We start from the raw sequence: 13,303 nt of genomic DNA, 5'->3' as shown, positions 1-13,303 counted from the left end.
TGCGAAAAGCTCAAACATTTGGAATGGAATAGGTCGAGGTGACATGGGCAATCGGATCGGGTGAGGTCCCGGACAACAGGTTCACCTCCCCGACCGCGAGGCGCTTGCCGAGCTTGAGCAGCCGGGCTTCCGCCAGCACGTCCTGCCCCGGCTGGCCCTTACGCAGGAAATTGATGTTGAGATTGGTGGTGACCGCGAGCCCGATAGGCCCGATTGCGGACAACAGCACCACATACATGGCGAAATCGGCCAGTGCCATCAGCGTCGGGCCGGACACGGTTCCGCCGGGCCGCAGCATCCTTTCGCTGAAACGCTGGCGCAGAAGGCAGGTCTGGCCGTCCGCGCTCTCGATGGTGATGTCGTCGCCGCTGAAGGCCTGGGGAAATTCGTCGCGGAGAAACTGCTCGACCTCCGCCACGGTCATTTTCGCTGCCGCCATGCTGTTCCCCACCCTCGCTTCACTTGCCCTGGTACATTAAGTTATCTGCGTCATCCCATTGCAATCATCCAACGGAAACCGCGTCAATGTCCGTTCAGGCCGCCCGCGCCCCCTCCCCGCACCCGCCGATCCTGCTGCGCGAGACCGTCGGCCCGATCGCGGTCCTGACGCTGAACCGTCCGGCCGCCCGCAACAGCCTGTCGGCGGCGATGATCGCCACTCTGCATGCCGAGCTCAACGAGATCCGCGACGAGAAGGCCATCCGCGGCGTGGTGATCGCCGCCAACGGTCCGGCCTTCTCCGCCGGCCACGACTTGAAGGAGCTGACAGCGCGTCGCACCGACCCGGATCGCGGCCGCGCCTTCTTCGCCGAGATGATGAACGCCTGCAGCGCGATGATGCAGGCGGTCGTGCATCTGCCCAAGCCCGTGATCGCGTCCGTCCAGGGCATCGCGACCGCGGCGGGCTGCCAGCTGGTTGCGAGTTGCGATCTCGCGATCGCCTCGGAAGACGCGAAATTCGCGACGCCCGGCGTCGACATCGGCCTGTTCTGCTCGACGCCGATGGTCGCGCTCTCGCGCAACGTCCCGCGCAAGCAGGCCATGGAGATGCTGCTCACGGGCGAGCCTGTTACGGCCGACCGCGCCCGCGAGATCGGCCTCGTCAACCGCGTGGTGCCCGCCGGTACCGAGCTCGGCGCCGCGATCGAGCTCGCGCAACAGGTCGCGCTGAAGTCCGCCTACACCGTCAAGCTCGGCAAGGAAGCATTCTACCGCCAGGCCGAGATGAGCCTCGCCGATGCCTATCGCTATGCCGCAGAGGTGATGACCGAGAACATGATGGCGCGTGATGCCGAGGAAGGCATCGGCGCGTTCATCGAGAAGCGTCAGCCGATATGGCGGGATGAATAACTCCGTCATTGCGAGCGAAGCGAAGCAATCCAGAAATCGCTCCATGGAAACAGTCTGGATTGCTTCGTCGCTTCGCTCCTCGCAATGACAACAACAAAGAAGACCCAATGAACCACGACGCCTATCCCGACAATTACATCCGCAGCATCCTCAACAGCGTGAAGTCGATCGCGATGGTCGGTGCTTCGCCGGTCAATGTGCGGCCGAGCTATTTCGCATTCAAATATCTGGCGCAACGTGGCTACGACATGATCCCGATCAATCCCGGGCATGTCGGCAAGGAGCTGCTCGGAAAACCCTTCGTTGCCTCGCTCTCCGACATCGGCCGTCCCGTCGACATGATCGACATTTTCCGCAATTCCAGCCACATCATGCCTGTCGTCGACGAGGCGCTGACGCTCGATCCGCTGCCGAAGGTGATCTGGATGCAGCTTGGCGCGCGGGATGACGCCGCGGCGGAAAAGGCGGAGGCGGCCGGGATCAAAGTCGTGATGAACCGCTGCCCCAAGATCGAATATGGCCGTTTGTCATCGGAGATTTCCTGGATGGGCGTGAATTCGCGCACGCTCAGCTCCAAGCGCCCGCCGGCGCCGACGCAGGGCATGCGACTCTCCCTCAATCGGATGAGTGTCGGCGGCGGCGATACCGCGGCCTCCGATCGCGCGGCCAAAAACAAGACCGAGCAAAGCTGAGACAATCGCGGAGGATTCCTTTCGCGAACGCGACATTGCGTAGCAAGATCATGCCCAAATCATTCTGGTGTGAAGCGGCAGCTTGACGGCAGCCACGGCGGCCATCAGCATGCCGCGCGATTTCAGACCACAAGAACAGGACGCCCTCAATGAGCGATCGCCTTCCGGGATTTTCGACCCTCGCCGTGCATGCCGGTGCACAGCCCGATCCGACCACCGGTGCGCGCGCGACTCCGATTTATCAAACCACGTCTTTCGTCTTCAATGACGCCGACCATGCTGCCTCGCTGTTCGGCTTGCAGGCATTCGGCAACATCTACACCCGCATCGGCAACCCCACCAACGCGGTCCTGGAAGAGCGCGTCGCCGCGCTCGAAGGCGGCACCGCCGCGCTCGCGGTCGCCTCGGGCCATGCCGCGCAGGTCGTGGTGCTCCAGCAGCTGCTCCAGCCCGGCGACGAGTTCATCGCTGCGCGAAAACTCTATGGCGGCTCGATCAACCAGTTCACGCATGCGTTCAAGAGCTTTGGCTGGAACGTGGTGTGGGCCGATCCGGATGACATCGCAAGCTTCGAGCGCGCGGTGACGCCGCGCACCAAGGCGATCTTCATCGAGTCCATTGCCAACCCGGCCGGCAGCATCACCGACATCGAGGCGATCTCCACGGTGGCGCGCAAGGCGGGCGTGCCGCTGATCGTCGACAACACGCTGGCCTCGCCCTATCTGATCCGCCCGATCGACCACGGCGCCGACATCGTCGTGCACTCGCTGACGAAATTCCTGGGCGGCCACGGCAACTCGCTCGGCGGCATCATCGTCGATGCCGGCACGTTCGACTGGTCGACCGGCGGCAAATATCCGATGCTGTCGGAGCCGCGGCCGGAATATCACGGCATCCGCCTTCAGGAGACCTTCGGCAATTTCGCCTTCGCGATCGCCTGCCGGGTGCTGGGTCTGCGCGATCTCGGGCCGGCGCTCTCGCCCTTCAATGCCTTCATGATCCTCACCGGCATCGAGACGCTGCCGCTGCGCATGCAGAAGCACTGCGACAACGCCAAGGCGGTCGCCGAATTCCTCGCCGGCCATCCGGCGGTGGCGTCAGTGAGCTATGCGGGCCTTCCGAGCGACAAGTACAACCAGCTCGCGCGCAAATATGCGCCGCGGGGCGCGGGCGCGGTGTTCACCTTCAGCCTGAAGGGCGGCTATGACGCCGGCGTCAACCTGGTCTCGAAGCTGCAGCTGTTCTCGCACCTCGCCAATGTCGGCGACACCCGCTCGCTCGTCATCCATCCGGCCTCGACCACGCATAGCCAGCTCGACGACGCCGCCAAGGTTAAGTCCGGCGCCGGTCCCGACGTGGTGCGGCTCTCGATCGGCATCGAGGACAAGGAAGATCTGATCGCCGATCTGGAGCAGGCGCTGGGGGCGTAGTTCGCCCGTCGTTCCGGGGCGCGCGTAGCGCGAACCCGGAACCTCGATCTTGTCTAGTCAGCTCGAGATTCCGGGCTCGGTGCTTCGCACCGCCCCGGAATGACGACAGTGGTTTTGGCCGCTGCCGGTTAATCCGCATTAACCATATCTGCCCCATACATCGACTTTGGATCGCCCCTTTGATTCGGAGCCGACGATGCTGCGCTGGATGGTGCCTGCCCTTGCGGCCATGCTGACGGTCTCAACCGCCTTCGCCGCCGATCTGGCAGCGACGCCGAAGCGGCGCGCCGCCGCTCCGCCGCCGGAGCCGCCAACGGTCTATGTCGAGACCGATCCGGATGCGCTGATCTCGCCGGCCTACGGCATCGGCAGCTACGTCCGCAATTTGCCGGGTACGCCGCTATTGCCCGGCTCCAACACGCTGCCGGGCTATTACGGTCGCCCCTGGAGCTACGATTATCAGGGCCCATACTACGGCGGACCGCAGGTCGGCTATTTCTGGCGGCTGCCCTATGCGTGCGGTGTCTACGGCTATTGCTGATCAGCCGGCCTGGCTGACCGGGACTGCGCGCGGCTGCGTCGCAGTCGACTGCCGCGAGGCAAGCCGCTCCACCTGCATCACCGCAAGGGTGAGCACCACGATCGCAACGGCCTGATGCATCAGGGCGAGTCCGATCGGCACCTGGTTGAGCAGTGTCAGGATACCCAGCACCGCTTGCAGGCTCACCGCCGCGAACAGCCAGAGCGCACCGCTGGTAGCCGAACCTGCGCGCGAACGCACCGCATCGAAGGCGTGCAGCAGAGCCAGCGCGAACAGCGCATAGGCGGTCATGCGGTGCTCGAACTGCACGGTGAGCACGTTGTCGAACATGTTCCGCCACCACGGCGTCTCGAACCACAGCCGCTCGCCCGACGGAATGAACGCGCCGTCGATCTCAGGCCAGGTGTTGTAGGCGCGGCCCGCGCGCAGGCCCGCAACCAGCGCGCCGAAATAGATCTGCACGAAGGTCACGACGAGAAGCAGCGCGCTGGTGAAGCGCAGCCGCGCGGGCGCTGCGATCTGCGGCCGCTCCTTGAGCCGCCGGACCGTCCAGACGATGCCGGCGAAAATCAAGAGCGCCAGCACCAGATGCGTCGCCAGCCGATATTGCGAGACCTCGACGCGCTCGATGAGGCCCGAGGCCACCATCCACCAGCCGACCGCGCCCTGCAATCCGCCGAGCGCAAACAGCAGCCACAGCCGCCGCTTGAGCTCACCCGAGAGGCCACCCCGCCACAGAAAGAACAGGAACGGCAGGAGATAGGCGACACCGATGAAGCGGCCGAGCAACCGGTGGCTCCATTCCCACCAAAAGATCTCCTTGAACTCGGACAGGCTCATGCCCGCGTTGAGCTCGCGATATTGCGGGATCTTCTTGTAGGCCTCGAAGGCCTCGGTCCACTGCGCTTCCGACAGCGGCGGGACGCTGCCCGTGACCGGTTTCCACTCGACGATCGAGAGCCCGGATTCCGTCAGCCGCGTCGCACCGCCGACCAGCACCATCAGCGCGATCAGCGCGGCCACGGAGATCAGCCACCAGCGCACGGCGCGATGCGGCTCGGACGGGGCGGAAATCGGCGTCATTTCAGGGGCTAAACCAGGTCTAAAGCTAAGAGACTTGAACCGGACTGCGTGCCCCTTATAGTCCCCCGCTCCCGCAGCGCAAGTTACGCGAAAGCCGCAGCATTCCGCCATGACGATCCGCACCCGCAAGTTCCTCGGCGCCATCCTGCTCCTGGTGCTGGCCACCGTCTGGGCCCTGCTCGGCATGGCCTTCGCGCAGATGCCGTGGATCGCCGAATCCGGCTGGCGGCAGGCCATCTACTACGTGGTGGTCGGCATGGGCTGGGTGCTGCCGGCAATGCCGATCGTGAGCTGGATGCAGCGGCCCGACCGGGTCAAGCCGAGCTCGTGACGCTGCCCGTCGGCTTCACCGGCGCAAAGGCGACACCCGACATCAGCACGCGCAACATGCGCAGCGAGCGCACGCGCCCGTCCCAGGAAATCCGTGGCAGCGCGCGCAGATTGGTGCGGCCCTCCGCATCGACGATGCCCGGGATCGTCGATACTGCGCTGGCAAAGCCGGCCTGCTCCGCCATCACGACGTGACTGCGCCGGAACGACGTGCGGTCGCCGAACGGAAAAGCGAGATGCCTGACGTCGCGGTGGAAGGCGGCTTCCGCGACGGCCTTGCCCATCGTCATCTCGCGCAGCGCGGCCGCATCCTTCATGTTGGCGAGAACGGGATAGTTCACGGTCGCGCTGCCGATCGTCACCAGCGGATCGGCAGCCAGCTTCGCCAGATCCGCCCAGTCCATCGACGCTTCGCGCGAGAGCGCGGCAAGATCGATCCGGTAGCGCATGCAGAGATCGGCCATCGCCACAGACAGCTCCGCCGGCGGCAGCGAACGCAGCCAGCCTTCGAGATGCGAAAACAGTGCCCGCTTCTCGGCATTTCCCGTGACGGTGAAACGCTGCTCCTTCTCGCCCATCATCAGGCTGATGCGGCTTTCGCGCGCGATCACCTGCTCGAGGCCGAGCCACCAGGCTTCTCCGACGCCGTCGGGAAGGGCGGTGGGAACGTAGACGGTGAACGGGACGGCGTGGCGCGCCAGCACCGGATAGGCGAAGCTGATGAGGTCCTTAGGCGCGCCGTCGAAGGTGAGCGCCACGAAGCGATGCTTCTCCCGCAACGTCACCGCGCGGCGGCAAACCTCGTCCATGCCGAGGAAGTCATATCGCCACCGCTTCAGCGCGCCAATGGCGCGGTCGAGGAATTGCGGCGTGATCTCGTCATGTCTCAGCGGCTGGAATCCGCCGCGCCGCCGCGGCCGCACGCGCGAAAAACGCAGGATGGCGCCGGCGCCGCGGCTGCGCAGCGCAGCCTGGCCGGTGAACCAGGCCAGCTCGAGGCGCAGCCGCTCCAGCCATCTGTCGTCCGATGCCAATATCCCACCTTCGCGTTCGCCGGCGCCCCGTTCCCTCGCCCATTGTCATTACCCTTTGTTGACGTTTCTTTGTAAAGGTCGGCCACAGGCCGAATTACGCATTTTTTCGTTTCTCGACAGGTTTCGCGAATGACCATGGCTGCGGCGATGCAAAGCCGGACGGCAGAAGCGCCAGCGCGGTCGAAAGCGAGCCGTATCGCGCATGTCGATATCGTCACGGATCTGGCCGAGGCCGAAACAGCTTGGCGCGCGTTCGAGGAGAGCGACCACCTCTTCACGCCCTACCAGCGCTTCGACCTGCTCGGCCCCTGGCAGCGGCTGGTCGGCGGCTGCGACGGCGCCCACCCGTTCATCGTCATTGCCCGCGACGCCGAGCGCCAGCCGCTTCTGCTGTTGCCGCTTTCACTGCGTCAGGGGCACGGCGTGCGCACAGCCTGCTTCATGGGCGGCAAGCATACGACCTTCAACATGGGCCTGTGGAACGCCGAGTTCGCTGCGCAGACCACCAGCGCCGATCTCGACACGCTGCTTGCGTCGCTGCGCAATCATGTCGACGTGCTCTCGCTGACGCAGCAGCCGCTGCGCTGGAACGACCAGCAGAACCCGTTTGCGGCTCTGCCGCGGCAGAGCGCGATCAACGGCTGCCCGCTGCTGGTGATGGAGCCCGGCGGACCGCCCGCATCGCGGATCAGCAACTCCTTCCGCCGCCGCCTCAAGAGCAAGGAGAAGAAGCTCCAGACGCTCGCCGGCTACCGCTATCATCTCGCCACCACGGATGCGGACGTCACCCGCCTGCTCGACTGGTTCTTCCGCGTCAAGCCGGCGCGGATGGCCGAGCAGAAGCTGCCGAACGTCTTCGCCGAGCCCGGCGTCGAAGCCTTCATCCGCAGCGCGTGCCTCGCCCCGCGCGGCGACGGCCGCGTCATCGACATCCACGCGCTCGAATGCGACGACGAGGTGATCGCGATCTTCGCCGGTGTCGCCGATGGCCAGCGCTTCTCGATGATGTTCAACACCTACACCATGTCCGAGCACGCCCGCTACAGCCCCGGGCTGATCCTGATGCGTTACATCATCGACCGCTCAGCCGAGCGCGGCTTCCGTTCGCTCGATCTCGGCATCGGCTCGGACGACTACAAGCGGATGTTCTGCAAGGACGACGAGGACATCTTTGACAGTTTCATCCCCCTGACCTCGCGCGGCAAGCTCGCGGCGATGGCGATGTCGTCGCTCAGCCGCGGCAAGCGGCTGGTGAAGCAGAACCAGATGCTGTTCGATCTGGCCCGGCGGCTGCGGCAGGCGTTCGGGTAGTTCTCTTCCCTTCTCCCCTTGTGGAGAGAAGGTGGCATAGGCGGCCTTCGGCCGCCGTTCTTAAGAACGCCGAAGCGGAGCTTCGGCTATGGCGCCGGATGAGGGGTATCTCTCCACTCGCTAGACTGTTCGTGAGGAGAGAGACCCCTCACCCGGCTTCGCTTTCGCGAAGCCACCCTCTCCCACAAGGCGAGAGGGTAAGAACGTCACGCCGCCACGACGCGCGGGGCTTCCAGTGCGTTTGACGGCTGCACCGGCCTGCTCAGCATCGTCACCTCGCTGAAGCCGACGGCTCTGAGCTGCTCGCACATCGACATGCGGGCATCCTGCGCCATCGCGGCATCGGGCACCACGACGGCGCGGGCATGCGCCGTCAGCAGTTCGGCAGGCAAGTCCGAAGCGCTGCCCGCGTCCAGCAGCACGTGGTCGTAGGCACGGAGCAGCGCGTCGACCGCGAGTGTCACCCGCGGCGATTGCAGCAGGCTGCGGTCGAAGCCAGGGCGGCCGGCCATGACCAGGTGCAGCCGCGAGAGCTTGTCGCGGGTGATGACTTGCGCGAACGAAGCCTCGCCCTGTATCAGCTCGGCAAGGCCAGGCGCTGTGGTATCGACGGACACGGCTGCGATGGTCAACGACGACCCGGCGAGATCGACCACGACGACGCGCGCGTCGCGCGCCAGATGCCGGGCGAGCGTCAACGTCGACAGCGTGATGACTTCGCCCGGCGCAGTGCCGAGCACCGTGATCTTCCTGGCCGCTGCGCCAGCGGCACGCAGGCGGTCCGCCAGATGCTCGATCTCGGCGAACTCGCTGACGTCGGCATTGGCGGTCATCTCCGGCTGGAGCGGCGCGGGCTCCGTCATGACCGGATCGACGAGCGGTTCGACGACCGGCTCGACCACCCGCTCCTGGCGCACCGGCGCCGGTGCCGAGACGATCGCCGCCACTGCGCGGGGCGCGGTCTGGCGCAACAGCTCGCCGGTGACGACGACGCCGGACGAGAGCAGCAAGGTCGCGATCGTCGCGATCAGCACGATCGGCAGCTTCTTCGGATAGGCCGGCGTGTTCGACACGATGGCCCGCGAGATGATGCGGCCGTCGGTCGGCGCGGTGTCGATGGTTTCGCGGGTGTTGGCCTCGCGGTATTTGGCGAGATAGGTCTCGAGCAGGTCGCGCTGCGCCTTGGCCTCGCGCTCGAGCGCACGCAGCTGCACGTCCTGACCGTTGGTCGAGGTCGCCTGCTTCTTGAGCTGCTCGAGGCTCGCCGACAGTTCCTGCACGCGGCCGCTGGCGAAGCGCGCATCGTTTTCCAGCGAGCGGGCGATCTTGGCGGCCTCGTCGCGGATCTGGTTGTCGAGATCGGCAAGCTGCGCCTTCAGCTCCTTGATGCGCGGATGATTGCCGAGCAGCGTCGAGGATTGCTCGGCCAATTGCGCCCGCAGCTGCACCCGCTGCTGGGATGGCCCACGAATCGATTCCGAGTTCAGCACCTCGGAGGCCTCGATCGGCTTGCCGCTCTGGAGCATCTCGCGGATCAGGCGCGCCTTGGCTTCGGCATCGGCCTTCAAGGCGCGCGCATTGTTGAGCTGGGTGTTGACCTCGCCCATCTGCTGGTTCGACAGTGTGGTGTTGTTGGTGCCGACGAACAGGCTCGACTTGGAGCGAAAATCCTCGGCCTTGGCTTCGGCCTCGGAGACGTTCCGCCTGAGCTCGTCGATCCTGCCGGCGTACCACTGGCTGGCGTTCTTGGCTTGATCCTGGCGCGCATCCTGCTGCAGCACGAGATAGCCGTCGGCGATCGAGTTGGCGACGCGCGCGGCAAGATCCGGATCGGCGGACTGGAATTCGACCACGATCACGCGCGACTTGTCGACGGCGTAGGCCTGGAGGCGCTCGTAATAGGCGTCGAGCACGCGCTCTTCCGGCGTCATCGAGAACGGATCGCGGCCGATGCCGACCAGCGCCGCCAGCGACTTCAGCGGCGAAATGCCTTGCAGCACCGGATCGAATTCGGGCCGTTCGGCAAGCTTGTTCTTCTTGATGATCTCACGCGCGAGATCGCGCGACAGCACCAGCTGCACCTGGCTGGTGACGGCTTCGGCGTCGAGCGCCTGCCGCTCCTCGGTGCGGTCGCTGTTCGGCCGCAGGAATACGTTCTCGCGGCCATCGATCAGGATGCGCGCCTCGGACTTGTAGCGCGGCGTGACGAGATTGACGGCGGCGATGGAGGCGACGAGCGCGAGCACCGTCGGCACGATGATCCAGCCGCGCTTGCGCGCCAGCGCCGCGCCAAGCGCGTGCAGATCGATGTCACCGGATTCGACCGGGACCTGCTTCGGGGCGACGGGTGCAGGCTTTGCTTCGATCCTGGTGGCATCAACCTCGGGTGCGGCTTCGACCACCTTGGCTTCAGCCTTAGATTCAGCCTTGGACTTCGAGACAGCCCGCGCGACCACAGCCTTGTCCTTGCCGGCACGCCAGAACGCTAAACGCATCGAACACTCCCGCAGGGCAATGCTGCGACTCCACCTCAACCATGGCGATTACACTCCATTAAGGTTGCCGCTGGGTTAATCGCGCGACGCTGCGATCGGGCGGACTTGCGCCCGACACCGTTTGTTAACCACGAGGGCTCTTAATCCATCTCGATATTTCGAGAATTGTTCGAGCATCGCCTTCGAGCGCTGGTTCTGATCATGCCCCCCTCTCCCGACCGGCCGCTCCGCATCCTGCACGCCGTACGCGCGCCCGTCGGCGGCATCTTCCGCCATATCCTCGACCTCGCCAACGGCCAGGTCGACCGCGGCCATCATGTCGGCATTCTCGCCGACAGCCTCACCGGCGGCGAGCGCGCCGACAAGGCACTCGTCGAACTCGCGCCGCGACTGAAGCTCGGCGTGCACCGCCTTGCGATTCGCCGCGAACCCTCGCCGGATGATTTCTTGGTGTGGCTTCAGATGCGCCGCCTGATCGCCACGCTCAAGCCCGACGTCATGCATGGCCACGGCGCCAAGGCCGGCGCCTTTGTCCGCATGCGGCGACGCTCCGACGACACCATTCGCATCTACACCCCGCATGGCGGCTCGCTGCATTACCCTCTCCACACGTTCAAGGGCGAATTCTACGCACGGCTGGAACGCACGCTGATGGATGCGACGGACCTGTTCCTGTTCGAGAGCGCCTTTGCCCGCAACACCTATCAGCGCATCGTCGGCACGCCGAAGGGCGTGGTGCACTGCGTCTTCAACGGCGTGACTCCGGAGGAGTTCGAGCCTGTTATCACCGCGGAGGATGCCACCGATCTCGCCTATGTCGGCGAGTTCAGGCGCATCAAGGGCGCGGATCTGCTGGTCGATGCGGTGGCGCGCCTTCACGCAAACGGCAGGAAGGTCACACTGACGCTCGGCGGCGATGGCGAGGAAACGGCGGCCTTGAAAGCGCAGGTCGAGAAGCTCGGCCTCGCCGGTGCCATCCGCTTCATCGGCCACGTCAAAGCGCGCTACGGCTTCTCCAAGGGCCGGCTGCTGATAGTGCCTTCGCGCGGCGATTCCATGCCTTATGTCGTGATCGAAGCGGGAGCGGCCGGCATTCCCATGATCGCCGCCCGGGTCGGCGGCATCCCCGAGATCTTTGGTGCCGACAGTCCGGCGCTGTTCGCGCCGAGCAACGCCGAAGCGATGGCGGAAGCAATTGCTGCCGCGCTCGACGATCCGCAAGGCACAGCGCGGCGTTCGTCCTCTTTGCGCGAGCGCATCTCCGCGCATTTCTCGCAGCAGGCGATGGTCGATGGCGTGCTCGCGGGCTATCGCGACGCATTTGCCAATCATTAACCACTGTTCGGGTCGCTTTAGAAAATCTTCCGATTTGTTCGATAATCGACGTGCCAGGGGATGCTGACCCGGGGCGCAAAGTCGCTGCCCGCGGGGTTTTGGAATGGACGTGGACGCCCGTGGAACCGCTCAACGCACGCTCGATGCTCGATGCCGCGACCAGCGCTGCGGCCGGCCCGGTTGACAAGCCCTTCGTCGAACGACGCCGCCGGCTCTCGCCAGCCGCGCTCGATGTCGTCAACCAGAAGGTCGCACGCGCCTATTCGCCGATCGTGATCACAGGCTTCGTGCGCGCGGCCGACTTCACGCTGCTGAGCCTCGTCGGCGCCGCACTCTATGTCGGCTATGTCATGCCGCTGTCCGGCTTCAGCTGGGTCTATCCTGCGCAGATCGTCGCCGTCGCAGTGGCCGCCGTGGTCTGCTTCCAGGCCGCCGACATGTACCAGGTGCAGCTGTTCCGCGGCCATCTGCGGCAGATGACGCGGATGATCTCGTCCTGGTCGTTCGTCTTCCTGCTGTTCATCGGCGTCTCCTTCTTCGCCAAATTCGGCAGCGACACGTCGCGGCTCTGGCTCGCCGCCTTCTTCTTTCTCGGTCTTGGCGTGCTGATCGGCGAACGCCTCGTGCTGCGCTCGCTGGTGCGCAACTGGGCCCGTCAGGGTCGCCTCGACCGCCGCACCATCATCGTCGGCTCCGACCGCAACGGCGAGGAGCTGGTCGAGGCGCTGAACGCGCAGGACGACTCCGACATCCACGTGCTCGGCGTGTTCGACGACCGCAACGACAGCCGTGCGCTCGACACCTGCGCCGGCGCCCGCAAGCTCGGCAAGGTCGACGACATCGTCGAGTTCGCGCGCCGCACCCGCGTCGATCTCGTGCTGTTCGCGCTGCCGATCTCGGCCGAGACCCGCATCCTGGAGATGCTGAAGAAGCTCTGGGTTCTGCCGGTCGACATCCGCCTCTCCGCGCACACCAACAAGCTGCGTTTCCGGCCCCGCTCCTATTCCTATCTCGGCGAGGTGCCGACGCTGGACGTGTTCGAGGCGCCGATCACCGACTGGGATCTGGTGATGAAATGGCTGTTCGACCGCGTTGTCGGCGGCCTTGCGCTGCTCGCGGCCCTGCCGGTGATGGGACTGGTGGCGCTGGCGGTGAAGCTCGACAGTCCCGGCCCGGTGCTATTCCGCCAGAAGCGCTTCGGCTTCAACAACGAGCGCATCGACGTCTACAAGTTCCGCTCGATGTACCACCATCAGGCCGACCCGACCGCCTCGAAGGTCGTGACCAAGAACGACCCGCGCGTCACCCGCGTCGGCCGCTTCATCCGCAAGACCAGCCTCGACGAGCTGCCGCAGCTCTTCAACGTGGTGTTCTCCGGCAACCTCTCGCTGGTCGGTCCGCGCCCGCATGCGGTCCAGGGCAAGCTCCAGAGCCGCCTGTTCGACGAAGCCGTCGACGGCTATTTCGCCCGTCACCGCGTCAAGCCCGGCATCACCGGCTGGGCCCAGATCAACGGCTGGCGCGGCGAGATCGACAACGAAGAGAAGATCCAGAAGCGCGTCGAGTTCGACCTTTATTACATCGAGAACTGGTCGGTGCTGCTCGACCTCTACATTCTGCTGAAGACGCCGATCTCGCTGCTGACCAAGAACGAGAACGCGTATTGAGTTGAGTTTCTCGTCATGCCCGCCTTGTGCGCAGT

At 65.3% G+C, this 13,303-nt stretch carries 12 protein-coding genes; 8 read left to right on the top strand and 4 right to left on the bottom strand.

The window, feature by feature from the left end; all coding sequences use genetic code 11:
* Positions 1-10 precede the first annotated feature (10 nt).
* The gene (locus QA642_RS23085) at positions 11-439 is read right to left on the bottom strand and encodes a PaaI family thioesterase (protein WP_283086642.1); all 429 of its coding nucleotides are present in this window, start codon (positions 437-439) and stop codon (positions 11-13) included.
* Between the two features lie 86 nt (positions 440-525).
* Between QA642_RS23085 and QA642_RS23080 the strand changes: the two genes are divergently transcribed.
* The 4 genes from QA642_RS23080 to QA642_RS23065 all read left to right on the top strand — a co-directional run bounded on the left by QA642_RS23080 (position 526) and on the right by QA642_RS23065 (position 4,013).
* Positions 526-1,350: an enoyl-CoA hydratase gene (locus QA642_RS23080; RefSeq protein ID WP_283086641.1), complete on the top strand. Its 825-nt coding sequence runs from the start codon at positions 526-528 to the stop codon at positions 1,348-1,350.
* A gap of 107 nt (positions 1,351-1,457) precedes the next feature.
* Positions 1,458-2,042 (top strand): CoA-binding protein, encoded by a 585-nt coding sequence (locus tag QA642_RS23075; RefSeq protein ID WP_027559533.1) that lies wholly within the window; start codon positions 1,458-1,460, stop codon positions 2,040-2,042.
* Between the two features lie 149 nt (positions 2,043-2,191).
* Positions 2,192-3,472: an O-acetylhomoserine aminocarboxypropyltransferase gene (locus QA642_RS23070; RefSeq protein ID WP_283086640.1), complete on the top strand. Its 1,281-nt coding sequence runs from the start codon at positions 2,192-2,194 to the stop codon at positions 3,470-3,472.
* Positions 3,473-3,668: 196 nt separating this feature from the next.
* Positions 3,669-4,013 (top strand): hypothetical protein, encoded by a 345-nt coding sequence (locus QA642_RS23065; protein WP_283086639.1) that lies wholly within the window; start codon positions 3,669-3,671, stop codon positions 4,011-4,013.
* Here QA642_RS23065 and QA642_RS23060 read toward each other — a convergent pair whose 3' ends face one another.
* Entirely contained in the window at positions 4,014-5,096 is a 1,083-nt protein-coding gene (locus QA642_RS23060; RefSeq protein ID WP_283086638.1) for a COX15/CtaA family protein, read from the bottom strand.
* Positions 5,097-5,205: 109 nt separating this feature from the next.
* Here QA642_RS23060 and QA642_RS23055 point away from each other — a divergent pair, with 109 nt between their 5' ends.
* The gene (locus QA642_RS23055; RefSeq protein ID WP_283086637.1) at positions 5,206-5,427 is read left to right on the top strand and encodes a DUF2842 domain-containing protein; all 222 of its coding nucleotides are present in this window, start codon (positions 5,206-5,208) and stop codon (positions 5,425-5,427) included.
* On the opposite strand, the gene QA642_RS23050 is transcribed toward QA642_RS23055, so the two are convergent.
* Entirely contained in the window at positions 5,411-6,460 is a 1,050-nt protein-coding gene (locus QA642_RS23050; RefSeq protein WP_283086636.1) for a polysaccharide deacetylase family protein, read from the bottom strand. The genes QA642_RS23055 and QA642_RS23050 overlap by 17 nt on opposite strands.
* A 129-nt stretch (positions 6,461-6,589) precedes the next feature.
* On the opposite strand from QA642_RS23050, the gene QA642_RS23045 reads away from it, so the two are divergent.
* A complete protein-coding gene (locus tag QA642_RS23045) occupies positions 6,590-7,771 on the top strand; it encodes a GNAT family N-acetyltransferase (RefSeq protein WP_283086635.1) in 1,182 nt (393 codons plus the stop codon).
* A gap of 206 nt (positions 7,772-7,977) precedes the next feature.
* On the opposite strand, the gene QA642_RS23040 is transcribed toward QA642_RS23045, so the two are convergent.
* Positions 7,978-10,266, bottom strand: a complete 2,289-nt coding sequence (locus QA642_RS23040; protein ID WP_283086634.1) for an exopolysaccharide transport family protein — start codon at positions 10,264-10,266, stop codon at positions 7,978-7,980.
* A gap of 201 nt (positions 10,267-10,467) precedes the next feature.
* Between QA642_RS23040 and QA642_RS23035 the strand changes: the two genes are divergently transcribed.
* Both QA642_RS23035 and QA642_RS23030 read left to right on the top strand, forming a co-directional pair.
* Positions 10,468-11,601 (top strand): glycosyltransferase family 4 protein, encoded by a 1,134-nt coding sequence (locus QA642_RS23035; protein WP_283086633.1) that lies wholly within the window; start codon positions 10,468-10,470, stop codon positions 11,599-11,601.
* Positions 11,602-11,720: 119 nt separating this feature from the next.
* A complete protein-coding gene (locus QA642_RS23030) occupies positions 11,721-13,268 on the top strand; it encodes an undecaprenyl-phosphate glucose phosphotransferase (protein ID WP_283086632.1) in 1,548 nt (515 codons plus the stop codon).
* Positions 13,269-13,303: the final 35 nt, after the last annotated feature.

It is taken from the genome of Bradyrhizobium sp. CB2312 (assembly GCF_029714425.1).
Taxonomy (GTDB): domain Bacteria; phylum Pseudomonadota; class Alphaproteobacteria; order Rhizobiales; family Xanthobacteraceae; genus Bradyrhizobium.
This window is presented reverse-complemented; position numbering and strand designations above follow the sequence as displayed.